The organism is Streptomyces sp. NBC_00690 (assembly GCF_036226685.1).
In the GTDB taxonomy this organism is placed as follows: domain Bacteria; phylum Actinomycetota; class Actinomycetes; order Streptomycetales; family Streptomycetaceae; genus Streptomyces.
On sequence record NZ_CP109009.1, the window covers coordinates 2,172,082 to 2,198,149 of the forward strand.

Consider the following 26,068-nt stretch of genomic DNA (forward strand, 5'->3'; position numbering starts at 1 on the left):
CGCAAAGGGCCACAAGGAGCGTACCGGGCAGGGGGATCGGACGCTGTCTCAGGTGGCCCGTATTCTCTGTGACCATGCTCGACGACAGCGCGACAGCAGCAACGACATGGCCGACCGCATATCCCGAGGGGTATGCGGTCGTCGATGTGGAGACCACCGGACTCGCTCGGGACGACCGGATAGTCTCTGCTGCCGTCTACCGCCTCGACACCCGGGGTGACGTCCAGGACCACTGGTACACGCTGGTGAACCCGGAGCGCGATCCGGGGCCGGTGTGGATCCACGGCCTCACCAGTGACGTACTCGAAGGCGCCCCCCTCTTCGGGGACATCGTCGACGCTTTCTCCGAGCGGCTGGACGGGCGGGTGCTCGTCGCCCACAACGCCCTCTTCGACTGGTCGATGATCGCCCGGGAGTACGCACGGGCCGGCCGCACCGCACCGGTCAGACAGCGCCTGTGCACAATCGCGCTCGCCAAGGAACTGCGGCTGCCGCTGAGCAACCACAAGCTCGAATCCCTCGCCGCGCACTTCGGCGTGGTCCAGCAGCGCGCGCACCACGCGCTGGACGACGCACGGGTGTTGGCCGAGGCATTCCGGCCCAGTCTGCGGGCGGCGGCCAAGGACGGTCTGCGGCTCCCGCTCCTGGAGTGCCGCCCCCTGACCGAGTGGGTCGACACCTCGACCTCGACGCCCCGCGTCGGCCAGCAGCCCTCGTACGGCCGATCGGCGTCGTACGGGAGGTACGGTGCCGGCAGCTGGCGCCCCGCGCGCAAGCGGCCGGCCTGTCCCTACCCCAACCCCGGACGCTACGAGGTGGGCTCCACCCTGCAGCAGGGGATGCGGGTGGCCTTCTCGGGAGACACCTCCGTCGACCGGGAGCTGTTGGAGGACCGGGCGATCGAGGCCGGGCTGCACATCGCCACCAGCGTGTCACGACTGACGAGCCTGCTGGTGACCAACGATCCGGACGCCGCCACGTCGAAGTCGCTGAAGGCCAAGCAGTACGGCACACCGATCGTCGACGAGGCCGCCTTCACCCAGCTACTCAGGGACGTGAGCCCGGCAGACGGGTGACGACCGGGCGTGCCGCCTCCGAAGACCGACGGGCAGGGCCGCACCCTGTGGCCCATGGCACGTTGTGAGGTCTGTGGAAACGAGTACGGCATGTCGTTCGAGGTGCACGCGCAGGGCGCGGTGCACGTCTTCGACTGCTTCTCCTGCGCCATCCACCGCATGGCGCCCATCTGCGAGCACTGTCGGGTCCAGATCATCGGCCAGGGCGTCGAGGTCGATGGCCACTGGTACTGCGGGGCGCACTGCGCCCGCGCGGAGGGCACGGTGGGGATCGTCGACCGGGTGTGACGGGCCGCGCCCTACCTCCCGACGGCGTCGAGCGGTTTCGGCGGGGACCCGGCTCCGGCACGACACGGCCCAGCAGGTACGGTCGAAGCCGTGTACCGCTTCCTGTTGTCCCGGCAGTGGGTGATCCTCACCCTCATCGGCCTCGTTCTCATCCCCACGATGATCGAGCTGGGCTTCTGGCAATTCCACCGCCATGAGCGCCGGGTCGTGCAGAACGAGCTGATCGCGAAGAACCTGGCGGCGGAACCGGTTCCCGTGACCGAGCTCACCTCCGAGGGCCACACCGTGCCCCGCTCCGACTTCTGGCGGCGCGCGACGGCCACCGGCACCTTCGCCACGGACAAGGAGGTCGTCGTCCGGTTGCGCACCAACTCCGACGACCGGGTCGGCTTCCACGTACTGACCCCGCTGGTGATGGCCGACGGACGCGCGGTGCTCGTCAACCGCGGCTGGGTCCCCAACGACCGGGGCGACCAGCACGCCTTCCCCGACGTGCCGCCCGCGCCCCGGGGCACGGTGACGGTCACCGGCCGGTTGAAGGCCGACGAGACCTCACGGGGCAGCGGTATCAAGGAGCGCTCCCAGCTACCGCCCCGCCAGGTGATGCTGATCAACAGCTCGCAACAGTCGAAGGCACTCGGGATGCCCGTCATCGGCGGCTATCTGGAGCTGACCGACCCCAGGCCCCCCGGCGACCTGCCCGAGCGAATCGGCCAGCCCGACCACGACTCGATCGGGGCGCACATGGCGTACGCGATCCAATGGTGGCTGTTCACGACCGGGGTGCCCATCGGCTGGGTGGTCCTCGTACGCCGTGAAGTGCGCGACCGACGGGCCGCAACGGACCGGGTGGACACCCCCGGCACACCCGCCACACCCGTCAGCGCCTGACGCAGATCCGGATCCCCCGGCGTCCTGTCGACCGGGCGAATCCGGCATTCACACCCGCTTGGTCGTCCGGTTGCTTAGCCGGCGCGGCCGACGGGAACAGGCCAAGGCGTGACCCTACGCATCGAGGACTACGCCCTCATCGGCGATCTCCAGACCGCGGCACTGGTCGGCACGGACGGTTCCATCGACTGGCTGTGCCTCCCGCGGTTCGACTCGGCGGCCTGCTTCGCCGCGATCCTCGGCAGCAAGGACAACGGCCACTGGCGGCTCGCGCCCAAGGGCGCGGACCTGTGCAGCAGCCGCCGCTACCTGGACGACTCGCTGGTGCTGGAGACGGTGTGGTCGACCCGGACGGGCAGCGTCAAGGTCATCGACTTCATGCCGCAGCGCGACGAGGCCCCCGACGTGACGCGGATCGTGGAGGGCATCAGCGGCTCGGTCGAGATGGAGGGGGTCCTGCGGCTCCGCTTCGACTACGGCTCGGTCGTGCCCTGGATGCGCCGTGCGGACGGCCACCGGGTGGCGATCGCCGGCCCCGACTCGGTGTGGCTGCGCAGCGAGCCCCAGGTCAAGACCTGGGGCCAGCAGTTCAGCACCGTGTCGTCGTTCACGGTCGCGGCCGGCGAGAAGGTGGCGTTCGTCCTCACCTGGCACCCCTCCCACCGTCAGCGGCCGGAGTGCGTGGACCCGTACGAGGCCCTGGAGACCAGCCTGCGGGACTGGCGGGAGTGGGCCGCGCGCTGTCGGACCGCTCCCGGCAGTCCCTACCGGGAGCCGGTCGTCCGCTCCCTGATCACCCTGAAGGCACTGACCTACGGACCCACGGGCGGGATCGTCGCGGCCCCCACCACCTCGCTCCCCGAGGAACTGGGCGGCGTACGGAACTGGGACTACCGCTTCTGCTGGCTACGGGACTCCACCCTCACCCTGGACGCCCTGCTGGACGCGGGCTACCAGGAGGAGGCATCGGCCTGGCGCGACTGGCTCCTGCGGGCGGTCGCCGGCGATCCGGCCGACCTCCAGATCATGTACGGACTGGCCGGGGAACGACGGCTGCCCGAGACCGTCCTGCCCTGGCTGCGCGGATACGCCGGCTCCGCTCCCGTACGCACCGGGAACGCCGCCGTGGAACAGCTCCAACTCGATGTGTACGGCGAGGTCATGGACTCCCTGTTCCTGGCCAAGGAAGCGGGGCTCCCCGCCCAGCAGCACGCCTGGTACCTCCAGCTGAGCCTGCTCGGATTCCTGGAGTCGAAGTGGCGGGAACCCGACGAAGGGCTCTGGGAGGTGCGTGGACCGCGCCGCCACTTCGTCCACTCCAAGGTGATGGCCTGGGTGGCGGCGGACCGTGCGGTGCGCACCCTGGAGTCGGACACCTCGCTGCGGGGCGACGCCGGCCGCTGGCGCGCCATGCGCGACGAGGTGCATCGGGAGGTCTGCGAGAAGGGCTTCGACCCGAAGCGGAACACTTTCACCCAGTACTACGGCTCGGAGGAGCTCGACGCGGCGACCCTGCTGATCCCCCGGGTCGGCTTCCTCCCACCGGACGACCCGCGGGTGATCGGCACCGTGGACGCGGTCCGGAACGGGCTCGGCACCCCGGGCGGTCTGGTGCGCCGGTACAGCACCGAGGGCGCGGCGGTGGACGGACTGCCCGGCCAGGAAGGGGCCTTCCTGGCCTGCTCGTTCTGGCTCGCGGACGCACTGCGGATGACCGGCCGGGTGAAGGAGGGCAGGGAACTGTTCGAGCGGTTGTTGACCCTGCGCAATGACGTCGGGCTGCTGGCGGAGGAGTACGACCCGGTGGCAGGGCGTCAGCTCGGGAACTTCCCCCAGGCGTTCAGCCATATCGCGCTCGTGACCACGGCTCTCGCGCTGGGTCGCGAGGAAGAGGCAGGATAGGTCCATGGATCTTGGACTCAAGGACCGCGTCTACGTGGTGACAGGTGCCTCACGAGGCTTGGGGAACGCCGTGGCGCGCGCCCTGGTCGCGGAGGGCGCGAAGACCGTGATCAGCGGACGCGACGAAAAGACGGTGACGGACGCCGCCGCCGAGTTGGGCGCCTCGGCGGTCGGAGCTGCCGTGGACAACGCCGACCCCGAGGCGGCCGAGCGGCTGATCGCGATGGCCCGGGCACACTTCGGACGGTTCGACGGGGTGCTGATCAGCGTGGGCGGCCCGGCACCGGGGTTCGCCGCCGACAACACCGACGAGCAGTGGCGGACGGCGTTCGAGTCGGTGTTCCTGGGTGCCGTACGGATGGCGCGCACAGCCGCGGCTGCCCTCCAGGAGGGCGGGGTGATCGGGTTCGTGCTCTCCGGGTCGGTCTACGAGCCGATCCCGGGGCTGACGATCTCCAACGGACTGCGACCGGGGCTCGCCGGGTTCGCCAAATCCCTCTCGATCGAGCTCGGTCCGCAGGGCATCCGGGTGGTGGGACTGCTGCCGGGGCGGATGGACACGGACCGGATCCGGGAGTTGGACGCGCTCTCGGGGGATGCGGACGCCGCACGGGCAGGATCCGAATCCCGTATCCCCCTGCGCAGGTACGGGACCCCCGAGGAGTTCGGGACCGTGGCGGCCTTCGCGCTGTCGCCGGCCGCCTCCTATCTGACGGGAGTGATGCTCCCGGTGGACGGCGGCGCACGGCACGCGTTCTGAGCCCTGGTCGCTCGGCATCACGGAGCGAGCGCCGGCCGGGGCACACGGGCGGCAGCGCCCATGGGCCCGGGAGTGTCTTCGTGCCAGGCCCCGCCAGCCAGCCGGGACCACGAACGCACAACCTAGGTGACCTTGCTCGCCTCGTGCTTCGCGGCGGCGAGACGGGCTTCGGTCGGCAGGGAGGTCAGCCCCGCCGAGTCCCTGGCGTGGGCGACCGCCTGCGACGTGAGGCGATGGAGCGTCGCCGCGGGCGAGGCGTAGGGCTCAAGCAGCAGTCGGACCCGGGCGGTCGGCTCACCCCGACGACCCGTCAGTCTGATCCGGGCCCGGGACACCCCGTCGAGCGACTGGGCCTCCGCTTCGACGGCATCCTCCAACGCCCGGCCGCGCACCCGGGCGCCGTCTCCGTCGCCGCTGTCGACGAGCACCTCCGTCAGCCGGGAGCGGCGCAGTTGGGCGCAGAGCAGCCACAGGGCGAGCAGGACCAGTACGGCCAGTACGGCGATGACCACCGGCCACCACCAGCTCTCGTCCCGCCAGCGTTGACGGTCCGCCGTGCTCAGCAGTACGTCGCTCTGCCCCTTCCAGGGCCACCAGGACGGCACATCGAGCCCGGCTCCCGCCGCGAGCACCCCACCGCCCACACAGACCAGCACCAACCCGGCGAGGCCGAGCAGCACCCGATTGACGGTCCGTAGCATCGCGGTTCATCCCTTCTTCGCCGAGGGGCGTGCGACCTGCACGCTCAACGCCGGTGGCTTGGCCAGACCCAGTTCGCTGACGGCGGCGCCGAGGGCGGTGTCCAGGTCCGTGTGCACGTCGTCGAGTTCCCTGAAGTGGGAACGGGCCTGCACGGCCGCCTTCTTGCGGCGCAACCGCACCCGCACGGACTGGACCCCGGGCACCTCCATCGCCCGGTCCCTCAGCACGAGTGCGGCGGCGCGGCGATCGAGCCCCGCGCGGACGTTCGGATGCTCGCGACGCATCGGCAGCAGGGCGCGCAGGCCGGGGGTGAGGGCGAGCACCAACAGGAGCAGGCCGAGCAGGACCACGAGGGCGGCCACGACGAGCACCCAGGTGTCGTCCACGCGCCAGCGCGCAAGATGGTCGGCGGTGGTGCGGCGCCACTGCATGGCCGGTCGGTCCGCGCGTACGGCGGCGACGTCGTAGAGCAGGAGCCCCGCGCCGCCGAGCACCACCAGGGCGAGGAGTGCGGCCGGCACCCTGCGGGCCGACCAGAACCGGCCCGCCTTGACTCCCGCGCCCGGCGGCGCTGGTGCCTGGTTTTCAGGTGCCTCGGTCTCCCCGGACGGGGCGGGCTCGGTCATGACGCCCCTTCCTGTGCTCGGCCGCGCGCCGGTGTGGCGGGCGCCGGTCGGAGCCGTTCGACGAGGACCGCCACCTCGGGCACGTCCATACCGGCCAGCGCCCGGACCCGTTCGGACACCCGACGGCGCACCGCACCGCACTGCTGGCCGATGTCGGAGGGGTAGTCGAGCTCCAGACTGATGCGGACCCGGGCGATGTCATGGCGCACGGCGACTGTGGCATGGGGTGCGCCGCCGTCCTTGGGACGGGAAGGTCCACGGAGGGCTTCCCGTGCGGCCTGCGCCGCGATCTTGGCCACGACACGGTCGGCGATGACGGTCGCACCGCGTTCGGACGGTTCGACCCCGGCTCCGTCGGTGCTCTGCGTACTCTTCGTCTTCGTACTCTGCGTACTGTGCTCCGCTGCCACCCGGTGTCACCGCCGCCGATCGCCGCGCTCGCGGCCACGGAAGAAGTCTCCGGGTTCCAGGTCGCCGTCCAGGAAGCGGCCCACCACGAATCCGACCGCCCCCAATGCGGCGACCAGAAGGAATGCGCCGAATCCACCGAAATATCCGGCGAAACCGAGCGCCATGCCGGCCACGAGGCCGACCACAGCCATGCCCATCGCGTACTCCTCTGCGGTCTTCGGGCGGGAGGTTCGGTGCACTACTGGATACGGGGCTCCGGCTCGTCGTCCTCCTCGTCGGGAAGCTTCACATCGCTGACCGCGATGTTGACCTCGACGACCTCAAGTCCGGTCATCCGTTCCACCGCGGAGACGACGTTCTCCCGCACCGCGCGGGCGACGTCGGCGATGGAGACGCCGTAGTCGACGACGATCTCCAGGTCGAGGGCGGTCTGGACCTCGCCGACCTCGGCCTTCACTCCTCGGGTGGCATTGGACTTGCTGCCGCCCGGTACTCGGTCGCGTACTGCCCCGAAGGTGCGGGACAGTCCGCTGCCCATGGCGTGCACACCCAGCACATCGCGGGCGGCAAGTCCGGCGATCTTCTCCACCACGCCGTCGGCGATGGTGGTTCGACCGCGGGAGGCCGGATCACCGCGCTTGCCGGACGGTGTCTTCCTCAGGTCATCGCTCGCACCGGAGGGCTCATGGCCCGCATCGGTCCGGTTCCTCGGGGCTGACTCGCTCATCTTCCTGCTTCCTTTCCGAGCGGTAGCACCCCCCTGGCGACTGCCTCGTCGGCCCTGCTCGACTGCTGCGGGACCTCAAGACACCCCTGAGCCCACACTAAGTCGGGTTGCCCACTCTCGCGCCGGGGATGGGGCACGCTGGAGCAATGACCACAGGCGACGCGGTACGCAATCGGCTCGGACTCGGGAGGCTGCTTCCGCTGGGAGCGGCTTCGGATGGAGCGTGGCTGACGGAAGAGGCAGCCGTCGTGGTGCTACGGGCTGCTGTGGCCCCGCTGCCCGCGGTGGCGCTGGGGCGGGTGAGGCTGTCCCTGGCCGATCCGGAGCAGGCGACCGCTCCCCCGGTGCCGGCTCCACCGAGCGCGCTACCGCCGGGAGGGCTGAGGATCGAGGCCGACTTCACCGCCCCCGCCCATCGGCCGCTGCCGTCGGTCGCATCGGAGCTCCGCGAAGTGCTCTGGAGTACGGCGACACACCGGCTCGACCTGGTCGTCGAGGAGACGGACCTCAGCGTGAGCGGTCTGTCGGACGCTCTCACGGAGCCGGCCGCGCAGGCTCGGGAAGAAGGAAAGGGGAGCGCTCGTCCACCCGGGGGACACCCCACCCATCCGGCGGGTCCCGCGGCCCTGGCCGCGTCCGTCGTCCCCGGGGTGGCACATCTGACCTCGACGCTCGGTGACTCCGTACATCTGGCGCCGGACCACATCCGGGTCGAGGTGGCGACGGCTGTGGGGCATCGACCGCTGGCGGTGGTGGGAGCGGTGCGACAGGCGGTGCTCGCCGCGCTGGGGGACGACGGCCGGCCGGTGGTGGTGCTCGTGACGGCCGTGGGCCTGGAGGGGCAGCAGACATCGACCGCGGACTGACCACCGTCGAGCCCGACCCGGCCAAGCCCGGCTAGGTTCTGCTCATGGCACCAGGAAGGTGGCCGCGGGTGCCGGCGGACAAGGGGCGGCCGAGAGCACCTGGAACGCACGACGGCTCCTTCGAGCCGCCACCACGCACTGATACGACCCCGCACCATGAGGCCGAGGTCGTCGATCGATGCCACCGCCACGGATGCGGACTCGCGCCCCCCGTGCACAACCGTTCGCGCCGATGGTCGGACGAGCGTCAGTCCCCGATGCCCGCGAGATCGCGCAGCCGCCGTGCCTGTGCCGCGCGCTCCGCGCCCCGCTGCTCCTCGTAGGAACGCGCTGACGCACCCCGGAGCAGAGCTTTGGTCTCGATGACCGCGTCCCTCGGGGCGGCGAGCAGTGCGGACGTCAGATCGTTCACCGCGTCGTCGAGCTCATCCCGCGGCACGACCAGATTCGCCAGACCCGTGCGCTCGGCTTCTTCGGCATGCACGAAGCGACCGGTGGCACAGATCTCCAGTGCACGTGCGTATCCCACGAGCGACACCAAGGGATGGGTCCCCGTGAGATCGGGGACGAGCCCCAAGCTGGTCTCGCGCATGGCGAACTGGACATCGCGCGCCACAACCCGCAGATCACAGGCCAGAGCGAGCTGGAAGCCCGCACCGATCGCATGTCCCTGGACAGCAGCGATCGTGACGATGTCGCTCCGTCGCCACCAGGTGAAAGCCTCCTGGTACTCGGCGATGGCAGCGTCAAGCTCCGCATCGGACCTGCGCGCAAGATCGAAGAACGACGGCTCGCCGTCGAAGCCCTCCGGCGTGAATGCCTGCCGGTCGAGCCCAGCGGAGAATGACTTGCCCTCACCGCGGAGCACCACGATCCGCACCGAACCCGGTAGCGACCGACCCGCTTGCGTCAACGCCCGCCACAGAGCGGGAGTTTGGGCGTTGAGCTTGCCCGGGTTGGTCAGGGTCACAGTGGCGACCGCGTCCTCGACGGTGAGTCGTACGCCGTCCTTGTCCAGCACGAAGTCACGAGCAGAGTCGAGCGAAGTCATGGGGCACCTCCGGTCCGGATGGCATCGGTGCAGCCTAAGCTACTGCACGGTAACCATCCGGGTGCAACCACCCGGTCGACCGCGAGATCGACCGGGTGGCCACCTCGCAGACCGATGGCGAACCACGACCCCCGGCCGTCAGGCCGATGTGGCCTTCTTGCCTCGCGTCGCTCCGCCACGTCCCCGCAGCGTCACTCCGGACTCGCTGAGCATCCGGTGAACGAACCCATAGGACCGGCCGGTCTCTTCGGCCAGCGCCCGGATACTCGCACCGGAGTCGTACTTCTTCTTCAGGTCTGCCGCGAGCTTGTCGCGCGCGGCGCCGGTTACCCGGCTGCCCTTCTTCAGAGTCTCGGCCACCCGTGCCTCCTCATGGGAAGTGCGCTCTGGACTTCTCATGATCACCCCTTACGCGCTTCCTGGCCACCCATTCGACAAGGTCGGTGCACGCGGCTTTGGCGCGTGCAGTACGACCAACACACTCCGAATGATCGATTCCACTTTGCAGTGTGTGCACGCTGGAATCACTCGCTCCAGGAACTGGCTGGTCAGCACTGGTAAGGAAAAGGGCGCCCTCTGGGCGCACGCCGGTGCATGGGAGGCGCACACTCGGCAGGTGCCGCGCCACGGGATGAGACGCACTCACTCAGATGATGGATCACCTGTGAGCCGAATGATCCATACGAAGTGGATCAGCCACGGCGCCGGTCCCGGCAGCGCGGGTCTGGCCGTCGCGGCACGAGCTCTATCCCGGGTACCCCTTCCCGGCGGGCGGATGCACCAGCCGGGAGAGGTGAACCGGAAAGGCCGACTCAGGCGAGTGGCCCATCAAACGCCGGTCACCCCGTACGGCCGCCGCTGTGTCCCCGTACCTGCGGAGGCATCGCTACCGCCCGGCACGCTCCGACTCAGGCGAGGGCAACCAGGTCCGCGTAGTCCGCGCCCCACAGATCCTCGACACCGTCGGGCAACAGGATGATCCGCTCCGGCTCCAGCGCGTGAACGGCTCCCTCGTCATGGGTGACCAGGATGACCGCGCCCTTGTACGTGCGCAGCGCACCCAGGATCTCCGCCCGGCTGGCCGGGTCGAGGTTGTTGGTCGGCTCGTCGAGAAGGAGCACATTGGCGGACGAGACGACCAGGGTGGCCAGGGCCAATCGGGTCTTCTCCCCGCCCGAGAGCACCCCGGCCGGCTTGTCCACGTCATCGCCGGAGAACAGGAACGAGCCCAGTGTCTTGCGGACCTCCACCAGATCCAGGTCGGGCGCGGAGGACCGCATGTTCTCCAGGACCGTGCGCTCCGGGTCCAGGGTCTCGTGCTCCTGCGCGTAGTAGCCGAGCTTCAGTCCGTGACCCGGAGTGACCTTGCCGGTGTCCGCCTTCTCCACACCGGCGAGCAGTCGCAGCAAGGTCGTCTTGCCGGCGCCGTTCAGTCCGAGAATGACAACGCGCGAACCCTTGTCGATGGCGAGGTCCACGTCGGTGAAGATTTCGAGCGACCCGTACGACTTGGACAGCCCCTCCGCGGTCAGGGGCGTCTTGCCGCAGGGCGCGGGCTCGGGGAAGCGCAGCTTGGCGACCTTGTCGGCCGCACGGACGCCTTCCAGACCCGCGAGCAGGCGCTCCGCACGCCTGGCCATGTTCTGCGCGGCGACGGTCTTGGTGGCCTTGGCCCGCATCTTGTCGGCCTGCGAGTTCAGGGCCGCCGCCTTCTTCTCGGCGTTCTGGCGCTCCCGCTTGCGACGCTTCTCATCGGCCTCGCGCTGCTGCTGGTAGAGCTTCCAGCCCATGTTGTAGATGTCGATCTGGGACCGGTTGGCGTCGAGGTAGAAGACCTTGTTCACCACCGTCTCGACGAGATCGACATCGTGGGAGATCACGATGAAGCCGCCGCGGTAGGTCTTGAGGTAGTCGCGCAGCCAGACGATGGAGTCCGCGTCGAGGTGGTTGGTGGGCTCGTCGAGCAGCAGGGTGTCGGCGTCCGAGAACAGGATGCGGGCCAACTCGACCCGTCGGCGCTGACCACCGGAGAGCGTGTGCAGGGGCTGACCGAGTACCCGGTCCGGCAGGCCGAGCGCGGCGGCGATGGTGGCGGCCTCGGCCTCGGCGGCGTACCCGCCCTTGGTGAGGAACTCCGTCTCCAGGCGCTCGTACTTCTTCATCGCCTTCTCGCGGGTGGCGCCCTGGCCGTTCGCCATCCGGTCCTCGTTCTCCCGCATCTTCTTGAGCACGGTGTCGAGGTTGCGGGCGGACAGGATGCGGTCGCGGGCCAGGATGTCGAGGTCACCGGTGCGCGGGTCCTGCGGGAGGTAGCCGACCTCACCGGAGCGGATGATCGTGCCCCCGGCGGGGACGCCCTCGCCCGCTAGGCACTTGGTGAGGGTGGTTTTGCCCGCTCCGTTGCGGCCGACCAGGCCGATCCGGTCGCCCCTGGCGATGCGGAAGGAAGCGGACTCGATGAGGATGCGCGCACCGGCGCGCAACTCGATGCCGGAAGCGGTGATCACGGACGGACTCCAAGGCGGTATGAACGGCGGAAGGGTGGGGCGTGGAAGCTTCGACGCCGTCTAATGCACAAGGAGAGTGGCCATGGAGGCCAGTCTAACGGGGGTGCGCAAGTGGTTTATCCGATGCGTCCCGACAGATGGGGCATCCAACTCGCCGGCGCCGCTCGCCACCACGATGAGCAAAAGGGGCGGTACTCCACGGTCCGCACCGTCGTGTCCAGCGGGCGGGTGAACACGGCCTGCGGGGCGGTGCTCGGCGTGCGGTCTGCCGGGGTCGACCATCGGGTGGCCGGCCCGGCCGAGGGGCGTTGTCAGCGGGGAGTGCCAGACTGAGACGCAGCTCACATTTTCCATCCGCAGACGGAAGGGGTTCCCGGCCGTGGCACCGAAGCCGACAGCAACACCGACACCGAGCATTTGTCCGAGCATTCTCTACCAGGATGCGAAGGGCGCCATCAGACAGCTGACGGAGGCGTTCGGCTTCATCGAGCACGCGGTGTACGAGGACGGCGAGGGTCGTGTCGTGCACGCCGAGCTCAGCCACGGCAACGGCATGGTGATGCTGGGCAGTCGAGGCACGGGCGGGAAGTTCGACGAACTGATGGCCGTGGGCGGCCCGACGGGCGTCTTCGTCCATGTGGACGACGTCGATGCCCACTATGCGCAGGCGGTGGAGCACCGCGCCGATGTGATGTCGTCCCCCACCGACCGGGAGTACGGGGCACGGGACTATCTGGTGCGGGACAGGGAGGGAAATGTGTGGAGCTTCGGGTCCTACCGACCGGGGGTGACGGAGCCGGCGGCTGACTAGAGCTTCCGTGGTGCGTGCTGCGCGGCCGGGGGCCTTGGGGGAAGCCCCCGACGCGCGAGGTCATGCACCGCCGGTGTGCACCTGGAACGCGGCCCGTCGCACGGCTTTCGCCAGGGCGGGATCGGGATGGGCGGCGGCCAGGGCGACGAGGACCTGGACGGTGCGGGGGTGGCGACCGGAGCGGACCGCTTCGAGCAGCGCGGGGACCGTCCCCTGCACCGCCGAGTCGAGGTGGCGCAGCAGCAGTTGGGGCTCTCCGTGGTCCGCCACCGCGGCAGCGGTGTCCACCCAGAGCCAAGTCGATTCCTCACGGGTGAGGACGTCTTGGGCGTCCTCGGGGTCCGCTCCTTCGTACTCGGCGATCCACAACAGTGCGTAGGGCCGCAGGGTGAGTTCTTCCGCAGCCGTACGGACCTCCGCCTCGGCGGGCGCGCCGACGACGCGGAGCGCCTCGAAGGCCAGCCCGCGCAGCAGTGCATCGTCACCGCGGGCGACGTCGAGGAGTTCGGCGACCGCGCTGGAGACCGTACGGGCGGCGAGCCAGGCCCGGTACTCGGCGCGGGCGGGCCCCGGGGTGAGGCGGGCACAGCCCCGCAGCATGTCCTCGGCGGGCTGTTCGATGTTTCCGGCCGGGCTCTGGGCGGCGACGCAGATCTGCTCCAGCTTGACCCAGACCGCCCAGTTGCCGAGGGGGGTCAAGGTGGCCGACCGGCCGTGGTCGAGGGTGAGCGCTCCGGCCGAGGCGAGCCCGGCGAGGGCCCAGTTGAGGAGCGGGGCAAGGGCGTCGACCCGACCGTTCATCGCCGGCTCCGCAAGGGGGCGCCGGCCGGTGGGGACGGAGATCGGAGCGACTGTGATGTCGCCCGCTGCGGCCTCATCGGCTTCGCCGCCCACGGCTGGGAGATCCGTCCCGTCCAGGGCGTTCGCCGCGGTTGCTCCGTCGGCGGAGTGCGACGACGAAGAGGCGGCGGACAGTGTGGGCTGCGGACCGTAGGGAACTTCGCAGCGTTCTTCGCGCAACTCCGCGACGCGCTGCTCCAGGAGGTCGAGCAGTGCGGGCAGCAGCACCGGACCTGCGGAGAGCTGGAGGAGGGAGAGGAGTTGGGGCACGGCTTCGACGACCTCGGCCACCGCAGTGGGCGCGATGTCTGAGGGCGCCGGGTGCGCCAGCGACCAGGCGTCGAAGAGGGCGACCCAGCCGCGGAGCACGGCCATGTCGTCGCGGTCCCAGGCCCGTAGTCGCCAGCCGGGGCGGGCGGTCTCGCCGTGGATCTCCACCAGGCCGGCGAGTCTGGCCCGGTCCCAGGCGGACCGCACCTGTAGCGGGGTCAGTTCCAGTGCGACCGCAGCCCTTTCCCGGGCCTTTTCGGCGAGTGGTTGGGCGTGGGGGTCGCGCTCCACGGCCGCCCAACGGGCGACGCGTACGGCATCGGCGAGGACTGCGCGCGCCTGACGCGCGAGCTCCGCGGGCGGAGGTGTGCCCTCGGGCGGCCTCGGTGCTGGACGGGTGCGCCGGGTCGTCACGGCCCGCCGGGCGGTCGCCAGTGGTCGCGGGCGGACAAGACGAAGTCTGGAGTTGCGCGCCAATTGCTCATCAGGCTTTCGGGACGTCACAGGGTCCAGTCTTCCCGCTGACAGCCCGAAAGCCCAAACGGAACCCGATGAACCGCGGGTTCGGTCGAGTCCTGGGGGAAGCCGGCCCCTGTCGTCAACCGGCTGACGGGGGTTACATCAAAGGGGTGAGGAACCGACGGAGGGCCTCTTCGTAGCGTGCCGGGTCCGCGTTCCACATCGCCGCATGGGGGGCGTTGCGGACGGTGTGGAGCTGGATCAGCTCGGGTCGGCGGGCAGCGAGGTCACGTGAGGACCGCCAGGGCGCGACGGTGTCATCGGGTCCGTGGATGATCAAGGTCGGCACCTCGGGGAGCTGCGTGTCTCCCGCGGGGAAGGGCTGGTCGCCAAGGAGACCCGCCTTGCTCTGGGCGGCCTTGACGGCCAGGGGCAGCAGTGGGGCGGGAAGGTGGTGGGTCGCGGCCAAGGCCCGCAGGGTGGCCCCCCGGTCGAGCACCGGAGAGTCCAGTACGAGGCCGTTGATCCTCCCGCGCAGGGCCGAGTTGGCGGCAGCGTGCAGGGCCATGGTCGCTCCGGTGGACCAGCCGAGGAGAACGACCTGGTTCGCCCCGTTGCGGACGGCGAAACGGAGGGCGGCATCCAGGTCACGCCACTCGGTGTACCCGAGATGTCCGGTCCCGTCCGGTGACCGGGGCGCGTCGGGGTCGCCGCGATAGCCGAGGCCGAGGACCGGCATCCGCAGCCCATGGAGGAACGGCAGCAGGTTCAAGGGGTGTTCGCGGGTGGCTCCGAGACCGTGGACGGCGATCACCCAGGTCTCGCGCGGACCGGGGACGTACCAGGCGGGCAGTGGGCCGAGCTCGCCGGGAACGCTGACGTCCAGGTGCTCGATGCCGAGGGCGCTCGTCGGGTCGCCGGTGTGCAGCTGTGGGGTGAGTCGGACCTTGGTCCCGGGTTCCAGGGTGCCGTGGTCGATGCTCTCCAGCCGGCGCACCACGGTGTCGGCGGGATGCTGCACGCCGTCCAGCGCCGGGCCGACCACGGCGTGGACGTCCGGGCCCTCAAGCCCGTAGGTGCCGGGCCGCCGGGAGGCGAGGCTGCGGGTGAGGGTGATCTGACCGGCTGCCGTGGCGTGCACGGTGAGCCGGGGATCGCCGGGGAGCGGTCGGCCGGTGGTGGTCCTGAGGGCGGCGTCGCCGGCGTACCGTCCGGCCGCGATGGCAGCCGCACCGATGCCGATGAGCGTGGTGACGGCCGCTGCCGTCGCAGTAACGGGGCGCACCATCCCAGTGTCGGCACGGCGGGGCGGCCCTGCCAGTGGACGACCGGCCTTCTTCGCTGCCGGGCTTGCTGCGGTCCACCGCGTTCCGGTGCGCTGCCAGGGCCGGTCGCCCCGGTACGACCGGTGCCGGGAGAGCGGGCAGGGCGCCGACCGTCGGGGGCGCGACCACCCGTGGGACGGCCGGGCCGACGCCCCCCCGACGTTCGTCATGCCCTGTCGTGGCTCACTGGGGCCGGGGCTCGCCCGCCAGCCGGGCCGCCCGGGGAGGCGGCTCCCCTGGCAACTCGCCCGTCGGGATCGTGTGCACCGGGCCGCACCCCGGTGCACACGTGCCCCGCAGGACCACAGGACCGTATCCCGGGCCCGTCGGGCCGGTCCGGGGATATCCGGGGCGTCCGGTTGAGCCGTCCGAGCTCTTCGCCGAGCGGTGTTCGGGCGGCGGCTCGGTGCGTACGGCTCATGAGCTCCCGCGAGATGCGCCGTCAGCTCTCGCGAGATGCATTGTCGAAATCCGGCCAGTGGGCCCCGAGGTCGTCCTGACGGCCTCGGGGCGCGGCACGGTGTGGTCGTGGCAGCGTCCCTGGCTCGTTCCCGTCCGCGGGAAGCCGCCCCGGACGGCCCGTGGGCCGGTGGTGCGGCGGATGCCGCTCCACGGTGGACCGATACGTCCGTACCGGTCGCGACCCCGGTGCGGAATGGCCGGGTCCGCCCTCCTGGACGGCTCCGTGGCCGCTACACCCGGCCCTCGTCCGCAAAGCGGCGCCGAAGGCCCGGTCAACAGGGCTCCCGGAGCCTAAGCGGAACGCGATGTCAGGAGCGTTGGCCGTACCCGCGCAGCTGGGCGGCCACCTCGTCGAGTTCGACGGAGGAGAGCAGGGAGGGCCGCAGGCCGGGCACCGACGAGGCCGCGAGCCAGACCTGGCACATCCACTCCAGTTGGGCGGTGCGGTCGTAGGCGCGGTCCAGCGAATCCGCATGCGCGATCGTGCCGTGGTTGCGCAGCAGACAGGCGCTGCGGCCATCCAGTGCCCGACCCATGTTCCGGGCCAGCTCCGGCGTGCCATAGAGGGCGTACGGGGCCACACGGACGGGTCCGCCGAGCTCGGCCGTCATGTAGTGGACGGCCGGCAGTTCGTCGACGAGCGTGGAGACGGCGGTGGCGTGGACGGCATGCGTGTGGACGACGGCCCCGGCCTTGGATGTACGGTAAACCTCCAGGTGGAGGGGGAGTTCACTGGTCGGCTTGAGGTCGCCGGCGACCTGTCGGCCCGCCAGGTCGACGACCACGGGCTCCTTCGTCGACAGACGTTCGTAGGGCACTCCGCTGGGGGTCACTACGACGAGGTCGCCGACCCGCGCCGACACATTGCCGGACGTGCCCACCACCAAGCCCTCGGCAGCCGTTCTCCGGGCGGTGGTCACAACATCCCGCCACGCCTGTTCGATGGACTCTTTGGACATGTGTTCGGCCATGGATCGATCCTGTCAGGCATGGCCGGAAGGCAACAGACCGTCCCGTGATGCAGATCACCTTAAAGGGCGTAAATGCCATCTTGCGGACACCGGTGCCATGGTGGGCCCGGGAGCACGACCACGCAGACGGCCCGAAGAGATCACTCAGGGCACAAGCGGAATCGCGAACCTCACTTGGGGACATCACGAATCTCGCCTCAGTTCACCTTCCGTTCACCCAGGTTATCTACGTTCGCGATGTCACTGACGTCCATAGATTGCCTGGGTAAATGGAACACATCACGCTGCTGCTCGCGATTGTGATCGTGACGGCTCTCGTGTTCGATTTCACGAACGGTTTCCACGACACGGCCAATGCGATGGCGACGACCATCTCGACCGGCGCGATGAAGCCCAAGGCCGCGGTCGCCATGTCCGCGGTGCTCAACCTCGTCGGCGCGTTTCTTTCGGTGGAGGTCGCCAAAACGATCTCCAGCGGCATCGTCAACGAGTCAGGCATCACCCCCGAAGTGATCTTCGCGGCGCTCGTCGGCGCCATCCTCTGGAATCTGTTGACCTGGCTCATCGGTCTGCCGTCCAGCTCCTCGCACGCCCTCATGGGCGGTCTGATCGGTGCGACCATCGCGTCGGTCGGTGTCAGCGGAGTCAACGGCGGCACCGTGGTCACCAAGGTGCTCATCCCTGCGATCGCAGCCCCGCTGGTCGCCGGTTTCGCCGCCTACCTCGCGTCCCGGCTGACGTACCGCCTCGGCCGGAACACCGACCCGAAGTCCACCGCCAAGGGCTACCGCGCCGGCCAGATAGCCTCGGCCGGCCTCGTGTCCCTGGCCCACGGCACCAATGACGCCCAGAAGACCATGGGTGTCATCACCCTCGCGCTCGTCGCCGGTGGAGTGCTCGTCCCCGGCTCCAACCCCCCCATGTGGGTCATCGCCTCCGCGGGCATCGCCATCGCCCTCGGCACCTACCTCGGTGGCTGGCGCATCATCCGCACCATGGGCAAGGGCCTGACCGACCTCCAGCCGCAGCAGGGCTTCGCCGCCCAGACCAGTGCGGCCAGCGTCATCCTCGCCTCGTCGAACCTCGGCTTCTCCCTCTCCACCACCCACTCGTGCTCCGGCGCGGTGATGGGTGCCGGTCTGGGCCGCAAGGGCGGGGTGGTCCGCTGGTCGACCGCCACCCGGATGTTCGTGGCCTGGGGTCTGACCCTGCCGGCCGCCGGTCTGGTGGCCGCCGGTTCCGAGTACGTGACCAAGCAGGGCGACTGGGGCGTGGCGGTGGTCGCCACCTTCCTGGTCGCCTCGTCCGCCGCCATCTGGTTCATCTCCCGCCGCCAGGTCGTCGACCACACCAACGTCAACGACACGTCCGAGGAAGGCGAGCCCGCGGGCGTGGTCACCACGGCCATCGCGGCCGTCACCCCGCCGCCTGCCGGCACGGCGATGAACAACTCCCTGGACGACCTCAAGACGACCATCCCGGCCCGCAATGCCGCGACCCCCGAAGCCGGCCCCGCCAGCCCGGCCGCGGTGTAAGGACTGAAGACCATGAAAATCGACTGGGTAGCCCTCGGCTCCGTCTTCGGCGTGAGTCTCGTCGCCACCATTGCGCTGGTGGGCCTGTTCACCCTGGGCATCATCGGTCTGAGCAAGCAGGGGGCTGCGACCGCCTCCGGCACCGGCTCGGTTGCCCTTCCCCGGATAGGCGCCTACACCTGCTTCGCCCTCTGCACCGCGGCCATCAGCTACGGGATCTATCTGATCGTCACCTGAGGCCGCACCTCACCGCACAGCAGTCGTTTCACAGCCGGGCCGTCGATCTCTCGGGATCTGCGGTCCGGCTTCTGCGTGCCCTGAGGGTCCCTCGGGAAGCAGGGGCGATGTGTGGCTCGGCACACTGCACCGTCGCAGGTCAACGGCAGGTTGACGGCTGTTCTCGGGGCGTGGTGGACTGCCGGGGCCAACAACGACAGCAGCAGAGGAAGCCGGTGCGAATCCGGCGCGGTCCCGCCACTGTGACCGGGGAGATCCTCCCCGGGAGCCAGGAACTCTCGCGTCGATCACGTCGAACCAGGGCGCGGACACCCTGAGTGAGGACATATCGCCATGCCCGGCTACGGTCCAGCCCCTGCCCTGATCGACGGCACCCACTTGCTGCGCGGTGCACCCCCGGCGACCGCGGCCCGGCAGGGAGCACGGATGTCCCATGGGCCGGCACCAAGGGCCCTCCGAGGCGGAACACCGGTCTGAACCCATGCGTACCGATCGTGTCTTCGCGTACGGGGCGGCTGCCGGACTCCTGGCTGATCTACTGCTCGGCGACCCGCGCCGAGGGCATCCCGTCGCCCTCTTCGGACGGGCCGCCGGCGCCGTCGAGAAGGCCCTGTGGCGTGACCACCGCGGCTGGGGAGCCCTGTACACGACGCTCTGCGTCGGTGGGGCCACCGCGACCGCCGCCCTGGCGTCCCATGCCACCCGTCGCAGTCCGCTGCTCCGCATCGCACTGACCGCGACCGCCACCTGGACCGTGGTCGGAGGGACATCACTGGGCCGGGAAGCGCGTGCCGTCGGTGCCGCGCTCGCGGCCGGTGACATCGAGCGGGCCCGGGCCCGGCTGCCACATCTGTGCGGACGTGACCCCCAGTACCTGGACGAGCAGCAGATCGCCCGGGCGGTCGTCGAGTCCGTCGCCGAGAACACCTCGGACGCGGTCGTGGGGGCCCTGGTGTGGGGCGCGGTCGCGGGCGTGCCCGGACTGGTCGCGTTCCGCGCGGTGAACACCCTGGACGCGATGGTGGGGCACCGGTCGCCCCGGCACCGACGGTTCGGCTGGGCCTCGGCCCGGCTCGACGATGTCGCCGGCTGGCCCGGAGCACGGCTGACGGCCGCTCTCGCCGCTGTCACGGGCGAGAGCGCCCCCCGGGCGCTCGCGGCCTGGCGGGCCGACGCCCATCGGCACCCCAGCCCCAACGCGGGACCCGTAGAAGCCGCGTTCGCCGGTGCGCTGGGAGTACAACTCGGCGGAACGCTCTCCTACGCCGGACGGATCGAGCACCGACCGGTCCTGCACTCGGCGGGCCGGCAGGTGGAGTTGGCCGACATCGAGCGTGCGGTACGGCTGTCACGACGGGTCGGAGTGTTGGCGCTCGGTGTGGGCGTGATGGCGCACTCGCTGTTCCAACGGGCGGCGACACCGCGGCGCGGGCGACGAGAAGACGGGGAGACCTGATGACGAGCCGAGGGCGCGGCGGTGGCCTGCTGATCGCCGGCACCACGTCGGACGCGGGCAAGAGTGTGGTCACGGCGGGCATCTGCCGCTGGCTGGTGCGGCAGGGGGTGAAGGTCGCTCCGTTCAAGGGCCAGAACATGTCCCTGAACTCCTTCGTCACCCGACAGGGCGCGGAGATCGGCCGGGCCCAAGCGATGCAGGCGCAGGCCGCCCGCGTCGAGCCCAGCGCACTGATGAACCCGGTGCTCCTCAAACCCGGCAGCGACCGGTCCAGCCAGGTCGTGCTGATGGGCAGACCGGTCGGTGAGATGAGCGCCCGCGGCTACCACGGCGGCCGACAGCAGACCCTGCTGGCCACCGTCGTGGAGTGCCTGGAGGAGTTGCGGGCCACCCATGACGCCGTGATCTGCGAGGGGGCGGGAAGCCCCGCGGAGATCAACCTACGGCGGACCGACATCGTCAATATGGGTGTCGCCCGGGCGGCTGGGCTGCCGGTGCTGGTCGTGGGCGACATCGACCGCGGCGGGGTGTTCGCCTCCTTCTTCGGGACGACGGCGCTGCTCGCGGCCGAGGACCAACGGTTGGTGGCGGGCTACCTCATCAACAAGTTCCGCGGTGACGTCTCCCTGCTGGAGCCGGGCCTCGACATGCTCCATGACCTGACCGGACGGCGGACGTTCGGGGTCCTCCCGTACGCCCACGGGCTCGGGATCGACGAGGAGGACGGTCTGCGGGTGTCCCTGCGCGGTGCCGTGCGCGAGTCGGTCACGGCGCCCCCGGTCGGCGAGGACGTGCTGCGGGTCGCGGTGTGCGCGCTGCCGTTGATGTCCAACTTCACGGACGTGGACGCGCTGGCGGCGGAGCCGGGGGTCCTCGTGCGCTTCGTGGACCGGCCCGAGGAGTTGGCGGATGCCGATCTGGTGATCGTCCCCGGCACCCGGGGCACGGTACGGGCCCTGCGCTGGCTCCAGGAACGCGGTCTGGCCGCGGAGTTGGCCAGGCGAGCGGCGGCGGGCCGACCCGTGCTGGGCATCTGCGGGGGCTTTCAACTCCTCGGCGAGCACATCCACGACGAGGTGGAGTCCAAGGCCGGGTCGGTCACCGGGCTGGGACTGCTCCCGGTCCGGGTCCGCTTCGCCGTGGAGAAGACGCTCGCCCGACCCGTCGGAAGTGCGCTCGGAGAGCAGGTGGAGGGGTACGAGATCCACCATGGGGTGGCCGAAGTCCTCGGTGGAGAGCCCTTCTTGGCGGGATGCCGCCTCGGGCAGGTGTGGGGCACCCACTGGCACGGTTCATTGGAGAGCGACGGCTTTCGCCGACAGTTCCTGCGCGAGGTCGCCCGGGCCGCGGGCCGTCGGTTCGTGCCGGCCCCTGACACCTCGTTCGCGGCGCTGCGCGAGGAGCAGTTGGACCGGCTCGGCGATCTCATCGAGGAGCATGCGGACACCGATGCGCTGCTGCGGCTCATCGAAGGGGGTTCGCCCGCGGGGCTTCCCTTCCTGCCGCCGGGAGCACCGCCACTGCCCGGAGAGGCGACGGCGGGCGGCGGGCCGCACCGACCGAAGGACGCGGCTGCCACCGAAGGAGTCGGGCCCGACCCGAAGCCCGAAGCCGGCACGGGAACCGCAACGGACATCAGGCCGAAAGACCGGACGGACACCCGGACGGACACCCGGACGGAAAGCCGAACGGAAAACGGGGCGGAAACCGAACCCGCGTCGACGCAACAGTTGCCGGGGCCATCTCCGCTCCCGCACACCCATTCGCACATCTCACAGGAGGCCGGATGAGCACGCCGTACCCGTTCACCGCCATTGTCGGGCAGGACGACCTTCGGCTCGCCCTGCTGCTGAACGCCGTATCACCGCAGGTGGGCGGTGTGCTCGTCCGCGGTGAGAAGGGCACGGCCAAGAGCACAGCGGTCCGGGCGCTGGCAGTTCTGATACCGGAGGTGTCGATCGTTCCCGGCTGCCGGTTCTCCTGCGATCCGGGCGCACCCGATCCGGCGTGCCCGGACGGGCCGCACGAGCCCGGTCTCTCCGCCGCCCGCCCCGCTCGCATGGTGGAGTTGCCGGTGGGCGCGTCCGAGGACCGGTTGGTCGGCGCCCTGGACATCGAGCGGGCGCTGGCGGACGGCGTCAAGGCGTTCGAGCCGGGACTGCTCGCTGCCGCGCACCGCGGAATCCTGTACGTCGACGAAGTGAATCTGCTCCACGACCACCTGGTGGACGTGCTGTTGGACGCCGCCGCCATGGGGGCGTCCTATGTGGAGCGGGAGGGTGTGTCCGTACGGCACGCGGCGCGGTTCCTGCTGGTGGGAACGATGAATCCGGAGGAGGGTGAGCTACGGCCGCAACTCCTCGACCGGTTCGGTCTGACGGTGGAGGTGGCTGCGTCCCGCGAGCCCGACCAGCGGGTCGAGGTGGTGCGACGGCGACTGGCGTACGACGACGACCCCGCCGCGTTCGCTCTGCGGTGGACCGCCGATGAGGACGCCCTACGGGCGAAGATCGTTGCGGCGCGGGCGCTGCTGCCGACGGTGTCGCTCGGCGATGACGCCCTGCGGCAGATCGCGGCCACCTGCGCGGCGTTCGAGGTGGACGGGATGCGCGCCGACATCGTGATGGCGCGCACCGCGACGGCACTGGCCGCCTGGGCGGGGCGTACGGACGTACTCGCCGAGGACGTCCGACAGGCCGCCCTGTTGGCGCTCCCCCACCGCCGTCGACGCAACCCCTTCGATGCGCCCGGGCTCGACGAGGACAAGCTGGACGAGACGCTGGAGGAGTTCGGCGGATCCGACACCGATCCCGACCCGGACCGCGACCCCGACTCAGACCCGGACCCGGATTCGGACCCCGGCGGTGGGCCGGGCGGCGGATCGCCCTCCCCCGACTCCCCTGACGCTCCCCACGCGCCCGATGCGCCCGCGCCACAGGACTCCCCACACACTCCGGACACCCCAGCCGCTGAAGACCCCTCCCCCCGGCAGGACTCCCCCGGTACGGGTGGAGCCGGTGAGCAGCGTGCCGTCCAGGCCACGGAGCCCTTCCGTACGAAAGCGCTGAGCGTGCCGGGCATCGGCGAGGGGGCGGCCGGCCGGCGCTCACGGGCGCGGGCCGAGCACGGCAGGACCACGGGTTCACGCCGGCCCCGGGGCGCCCTGACCCGGCTGCACCTGGCGGCGACCGTGCAGGCTGCCGCCCCCCATCAGCGGGCCAGGGGGCGCAGCGGTCCCGGGCTGGTGATCCGCAGGGACGACCTGCGGCAGGCGTCGCGTGAAGGGCGCGAGAGCAATCTGGTGCTGTTCGTGGTGGACGCGTCCGGTTCGATGGCGGCCAGGCAGCGCATGGGTGCGGTCAAGGGCGCGGTGCTCTCGCTGCTGCTCGATGCCTATCAGCGCCGGGACAAGGTGGGGCTGATCACCTTCCGCGGCCAGGACGCCGAGGTGGCCCTGCCGCCGACGTCATCGGTGGACACGGCAGCCGCCCGACTCGCCCTGTTGCCGACGGGCGGGCGCACTCCGCTGGCGGCCGGACTCCTCAAGGCCCATGACGTGCTGCGGGTGGAGCGGATGCGGGATCCCTCGCGTCGGCCCCTGCTGGTCGTGGTGACGGACGGCCGGGCGACCGGCAAGGGACCCGACCCGGTGGGCCTGGCGACCCGCGCCGCACGGCTGCACGCCAGTGAGGGCACGGCTGCGATCGTCGTGGACTGCGAGTCGGGGCCGGTCAGGCTGGGGCTCGCCGTTTCGCTGGCGACCGACCTCGCGGGTACGGCGGTGACGCTGGACGAACTGCGCGCGGACGCCATCGCCGGCCTGGTGAAGGACGCCCGGCAGCCGGGCGAGCAGACCGCCCGGCGCACGGGTGGACCGATCTCGATGGGGAGGGCCGCATAGATGCCGCAAGGACAGCCGTCCGTCGTTCCTGACGACGGACTCACCACCCGCCAGCGCCGCAACCGGCCGTTGGTCTTCGTCCACACGGGCACCGGCAAGGGCAAGTCGACGGCCGCGTTCGGGCTGGCTCTGCGGGCCTGGAACCAGGGGTGGCCGATCGGAGTGTTCCAGTTCGTCAAGTCGGCGAAGTGGAAGGTCGGCGAGGAGAACGCCCTGAAGGTGCTGGGCGCATCCGGCGAAGGCGGCCGGGTGGACTGGCACAAGATGGGCGAGGGCTGGTCCTGGGTGCAGCGCGATGCGCAGGCCACCAACGAGGAGGCGGCCCGGGAGGGCTGGGAGCAGGTCAAACGGGATCTGGCCGCGGAAACGTACCGGCTGTACGTCCTCGACGAGTTCGCCTACCCCCTGCACTGGGGGTGGGTGGACACAGCCGAGGTGATCTCGGTGCTACGGGATCGGCCCGGTAACCAGCATGTGGTGATCACCGGCCGCAACGCACCGACCGAACTGCTGGAGTTCGCCGATCTGGTGACGGAGATGACCAAGGTGAAGCACCCGATGGACGCAGGCCAGAAGGGGCAGCGGGGCATCGAGTGGTAGCACGTCTCGTCATCGCAGCCCCAGCGTCGAACAGCGGCAAGACCACCGTGGCGACGGGCCTGATGGCGGCGTTCGCCGCCACGGGCCTGGCCGTGTCCCCGCACAAGGTGGGCCCCGACTACATCGACCCCGGCTATCACGCCCTGGCCACCGGCCGCCCCGGCCGCAACCTCGACGCCTACCTCTGCGGTACGGAGTTGATGGCGCCGTTGTTCGCCCATGGCTCGGCCGGGTGCGATCTGGCGGTGGTCGAGGGGGTGATGGGGCTGTACGACGGGGCGTCGGGGGCTGGGGAACTGGCGTCCACGGCCCAGTTGGCGAAACTGCTGCGGGCGCCGGTGGTTCTGGTGGTCGACGCCTCGTCGCAGTCGCGTTCGGTGGCGGCCCTGGTGCACGGCTTCGTCTCCTTCGATCCGGAGGTGCGGATCGGGGGGATCATCCTCAACAAGGTGGGCACCGACCGGCACGAGGCCCTGTTGCGGGACGCGCTGGAGGAGTCCGGGGTGCCCGTACTGGGGGTGCTGAGGCGAGGTGAGGCGGTGGCGACTCCGTCCCGGCACCTGGGGTTGGTGCCGGTCGCCGAGCGACGGACGGAGGCCCTGACTGCGGTTGCCGCCATGGCCGAGCTGGTGCGACAGGGGTGCGATATGGACGGGTTGTTGGCCCTTGCGCGCAGTGCGCCGCCGCTGGGGGCCACGGCCTGGGCGCCGCCCGTGCTCGATCCGGCGACGGCCATCGGGCCATCGCCGGTGGTCGCGGTCGCCGGTGGCCCGGCCTTCACCTTCTCGTACGCTGAGCATGTCGAACTGCTGACGGCGGCCGGGGCACAGGTCGTCCCCTTCGATCCGCTGCGGGACGAGCGGCTGCCGGAGGGGACCGCGGGCGTGGTCATCGGGGGCGGCTTCCCCGAGGTGTTCGGTGCCGAATTGTCTGCCAACGAGACGCTGCGCAAGGACATGGCGGACTTCGCCGGCTCCGGTGGGCCGGTGGCCGCGGAGTGCGCCGGGTTGTTGTACCTGGCGCGGTCGCTCGACGGGCGGCCGATGTGCGGGGTGCTCGACGCGGATGCGCGGATGGGTGAGCGGCTGACCCTCGGGTACCGCGAGGCGGTCGCGGTGACCGACAGTTGTCTGGCGGTGGTGGGGACGCGGCTGCGGGGGCACGAGTTCCATCGGACCGTGATCGAACCGTCGGCGGGCCCGACCCCCGCGTGGGGGATGCGACTGCCCCGGCCGCGAATGGAGGGATTCGTCCAGGGCGGGGTCCACGCGAGCTATCTGCACACCCACTGGACGGCCGAGCCGGGGGTGGCCGCGCGATTCGTCGCCCGGTGCACGAGATGACGAGCCGATGGCCCGGTCCGTCGGCTTCGGCGAGGGCGAGCGGCGGTTCGA

The 26,068-nt window shown here is 70.7% G+C and carries 26 protein-coding genes and 1 riboswitch; of the genes, 15 read left to right on the forward strand and 11 right to left on the reverse strand.

Features of this window, described 5'->3' with window-relative positions:
• Positions 1-74: 74 nt before the first annotated feature.
• From OID54_RS09605 to OID54_RS09625, 5 genes are all read left to right on the forward strand, one after another.
• A complete protein-coding gene (locus tag OID54_RS09605; RefSeq protein WP_329016834.1) occupies positions 75-1,076 on the forward strand; it encodes a DEDDh family exonuclease in 1,002 nt (333 codons plus the stop codon).
• Positions 1,077-1,130: 54 nt separating this feature from the next.
• The gene (locus OID54_RS09610) at positions 1,131-1,364 is read left to right on the forward strand and encodes a hypothetical protein (RefSeq protein ID WP_329016838.1); all 234 of its coding nucleotides are present in this window, start codon (positions 1,131-1,133) and stop codon (positions 1,362-1,364) included.
• Between the two features lie 90 nt (positions 1,365-1,454).
• Entirely contained in the window at positions 1,455-2,255 is an 801-nt protein-coding gene (locus OID54_RS09615) for an SURF1 family cytochrome oxidase biogenesis protein (RefSeq protein ID WP_329016841.1), read from the forward strand.
• Between the two features lie 108 nt (positions 2,256-2,363).
• Positions 2,364-4,157 (forward strand): glycoside hydrolase family 15 protein, encoded by a 1,794-nt coding sequence (locus OID54_RS09620; RefSeq protein WP_329016844.1) that lies wholly within the window; start codon positions 2,364-2,366, stop codon positions 4,155-4,157.
• A gap of 4 nt (positions 4,158-4,161) precedes the next feature.
• Positions 4,162-4,917 (forward strand): SDR family oxidoreductase, encoded by a 756-nt coding sequence (locus OID54_RS09625; RefSeq protein ID WP_329016847.1) that lies wholly within the window; start codon positions 4,162-4,164, stop codon positions 4,915-4,917.
• A gap of 122 nt (positions 4,918-5,039) precedes the next feature.
• On the opposite strand, the gene amaP is transcribed toward OID54_RS09625, so the two are convergent.
• The 5 genes from amaP to OID54_RS09650 form a co-directional block, all read right to left on the reverse strand.
• Positions 5,040-5,618 carry an alkaline shock response membrane anchor protein AmaP gene (amaP, locus tag OID54_RS09630; protein WP_329016850.1) on the reverse strand — a complete coding sequence of 193 codons (579 nt, stop codon included), beginning with the start codon at positions 5,616-5,618 and terminating at the stop codon, positions 5,040-5,042.
• Between the two features lie 6 nt (positions 5,619-5,624).
• On the reverse strand, positions 5,625-6,245 hold the full coding sequence (locus tag OID54_RS09635; protein ID WP_329016852.1) for a DUF6286 domain-containing protein: 621 nt from the start codon (positions 6,243-6,245) through the stop codon (positions 5,625-5,627).
• Positions 6,242-6,559: a hypothetical protein gene (locus OID54_RS09640; RefSeq protein WP_329027369.1), complete on the reverse strand. Its 318-nt coding sequence runs from the start codon at positions 6,557-6,559 to the stop codon at positions 6,242-6,244. Before OID54_RS09640 ends, OID54_RS09635 begins: the two co-directional genes overlap by 4 nt.
• Before the next feature lie 102 nt (positions 6,560-6,661).
• Positions 6,662-6,853 (reverse strand): hypothetical protein, encoded by a 192-nt coding sequence (locus OID54_RS09645; RefSeq protein ID WP_329016855.1) that lies wholly within the window; start codon positions 6,851-6,853, stop codon positions 6,662-6,664.
• Between the two features lie 41 nt (positions 6,854-6,894).
• Positions 6,895-7,383, reverse strand: a complete 489-nt coding sequence (locus tag OID54_RS09650; RefSeq protein ID WP_329016857.1) for an Asp23/Gls24 family envelope stress response protein — start codon at positions 7,381-7,383, stop codon at positions 6,895-6,897.
• Between the two features lie 146 nt (positions 7,384-7,529).
• Here OID54_RS09650 and OID54_RS09655 point away from each other — a divergent pair, with 146 nt between their 5' ends.
• Positions 7,530-8,249 carry a hypothetical protein gene (locus OID54_RS09655; RefSeq protein WP_329016860.1) on the forward strand — a complete coding sequence of 240 codons (720 nt, stop codon included), beginning with the start codon at positions 7,530-7,532 and terminating at the stop codon, positions 8,247-8,249.
• A 247-nt stretch (positions 8,250-8,496) separates the two neighbouring features.
• Here OID54_RS09655 and OID54_RS09660 read toward each other — a convergent pair whose 3' ends face one another.
• The 3 genes from OID54_RS09660 to OID54_RS09670 form a co-directional block, all read right to left on the reverse strand.
• Entirely contained in the window at positions 8,497-9,300 is an 804-nt protein-coding gene (locus OID54_RS09660; RefSeq protein ID WP_329016863.1) for an enoyl-CoA hydratase/isomerase family protein, read from the reverse strand.
• Between the two features lie 138 nt (positions 9,301-9,438).
• A complete protein-coding gene (locus OID54_RS09665; protein WP_009337982.1) occupies positions 9,439-9,660 on the reverse strand; it encodes a helix-turn-helix domain-containing protein in 222 nt (73 codons plus the stop codon).
• 548 nt (positions 9,661-10,208) lie between these two features.
• Positions 10,209-11,807 (reverse strand): ABC-F family ATP-binding cassette domain-containing protein, encoded by a 1,599-nt coding sequence (locus OID54_RS09670; protein ID WP_329016866.1) that lies wholly within the window; start codon positions 11,805-11,807, stop codon positions 10,209-10,211.
• A 123-nt stretch (positions 11,808-11,930) separates the two neighbouring features.
• Between OID54_RS09670 and OID54_RS09675 the strand changes: the two genes are divergently transcribed.
• A complete protein-coding gene (locus OID54_RS09675; RefSeq protein WP_329016869.1) occupies positions 11,931-12,140 on the forward strand; it encodes a hypothetical protein in 210 nt (69 codons plus the stop codon).
• Between the two features lie 46 nt (positions 12,141-12,186).
• Positions 12,187-12,618: a VOC family protein gene (locus OID54_RS09680; protein ID WP_329016872.1), complete on the forward strand. Its 432-nt coding sequence runs from the start codon at positions 12,187-12,189 to the stop codon at positions 12,616-12,618.
• A 60-nt stretch (positions 12,619-12,678) separates the two neighbouring features.
• Here the strand turns inward: OID54_RS09680 and OID54_RS09685 are convergent, their stop codons facing one another.
• The 3 genes from OID54_RS09685 to OID54_RS09695 all read right to left on the reverse strand — a co-directional run bounded on the left by OID54_RS09685 (position 12,679) and on the right by OID54_RS09695 (position 16,945).
• Positions 12,679-14,232, reverse strand: a complete 1,554-nt coding sequence (locus tag OID54_RS09685; RefSeq protein WP_443055553.1) for a hypothetical protein — start codon at positions 14,230-14,232, stop codon at positions 12,679-12,681.
• Between the two features lie 112 nt (positions 14,233-14,344).
• The gene (locus OID54_RS09690; protein ID WP_329016875.1) at positions 14,345-15,472 is read right to left on the reverse strand and encodes an alpha/beta hydrolase; all 1,128 of its coding nucleotides are present in this window, start codon (positions 15,470-15,472) and stop codon (positions 14,345-14,347) included.
• Between the two features lie 810 nt (positions 15,473-16,282).
• Entirely contained in the window at positions 16,283-16,945 is a 663-nt protein-coding gene (locus OID54_RS09695; RefSeq protein ID WP_329016878.1) for a class II aldolase/adducin family protein, read from the reverse strand.
• A 269-nt stretch (positions 16,946-17,214) separates the two neighbouring features.
• Between OID54_RS09695 and OID54_RS09700 the strand changes: the two genes are divergently transcribed.
• The 7 genes from OID54_RS09700 (at position 17,215) to OID54_RS09730 (ending at position 26,017) form a co-directional block, all read left to right on the forward strand.
• Positions 17,215-18,480: an inorganic phosphate transporter gene (locus OID54_RS09700; protein ID WP_329016881.1), complete on the forward strand. Its 1,266-nt coding sequence runs from the start codon at positions 17,215-17,217 to the stop codon at positions 18,478-18,480.
• A gap of 12 nt (positions 18,481-18,492) precedes the next feature.
• Complete coding sequence (locus OID54_RS09705) at positions 18,493-18,717, forward strand: hypothetical protein (protein WP_329016883.1); 225 nt, start codon at positions 18,493-18,495, stop codon at positions 18,715-18,717.
• 156 nt (positions 18,718-18,873) lie between these two features.
• Positions 18,874-19,015: riboswitch (cobalamin riboswitch) on the forward strand.
• A gap of 183 nt (positions 19,016-19,198) precedes the next feature.
• On the forward strand, positions 19,199-20,173 hold the full coding sequence (locus tag OID54_RS09710) for a cobalamin biosynthesis protein (protein WP_329016886.1): 975 nt from the start codon (positions 19,199-19,201) through the stop codon (positions 20,171-20,173).
• Entirely contained in the window at positions 20,173-21,963 is a 1,791-nt protein-coding gene (locus tag OID54_RS09715) for a cobyric acid synthase (protein WP_329016890.1), read from the forward strand. Before OID54_RS09710 ends, OID54_RS09715 begins: the two co-directional genes overlap by 1 nt.
• Positions 21,960-24,074 (forward strand): putative cobaltochelatase, encoded by a 2,115-nt coding sequence (locus tag OID54_RS09720; RefSeq protein WP_329016893.1) that lies wholly within the window; start codon positions 21,960-21,962, stop codon positions 24,072-24,074. The genes OID54_RS09715 and OID54_RS09720 overlap by 4 nt, the downstream gene beginning before the upstream one ends.
• Entirely contained in the window at positions 24,075-24,674 is a 600-nt protein-coding gene (gene cobO / locus OID54_RS09725) for a cob(I)yrinic acid a,c-diamide adenosyltransferase (RefSeq protein WP_329016896.1), read from the forward strand.
• Entirely contained in the window at positions 24,668-26,017 is a 1,350-nt protein-coding gene (locus OID54_RS09730) for a cobyrinate a,c-diamide synthase (protein WP_329016899.1), read from the forward strand. Before cobO ends, OID54_RS09730 begins: the two co-directional genes overlap by 7 nt.
• Positions 26,018-26,068: the final 51 nt, after the last annotated feature.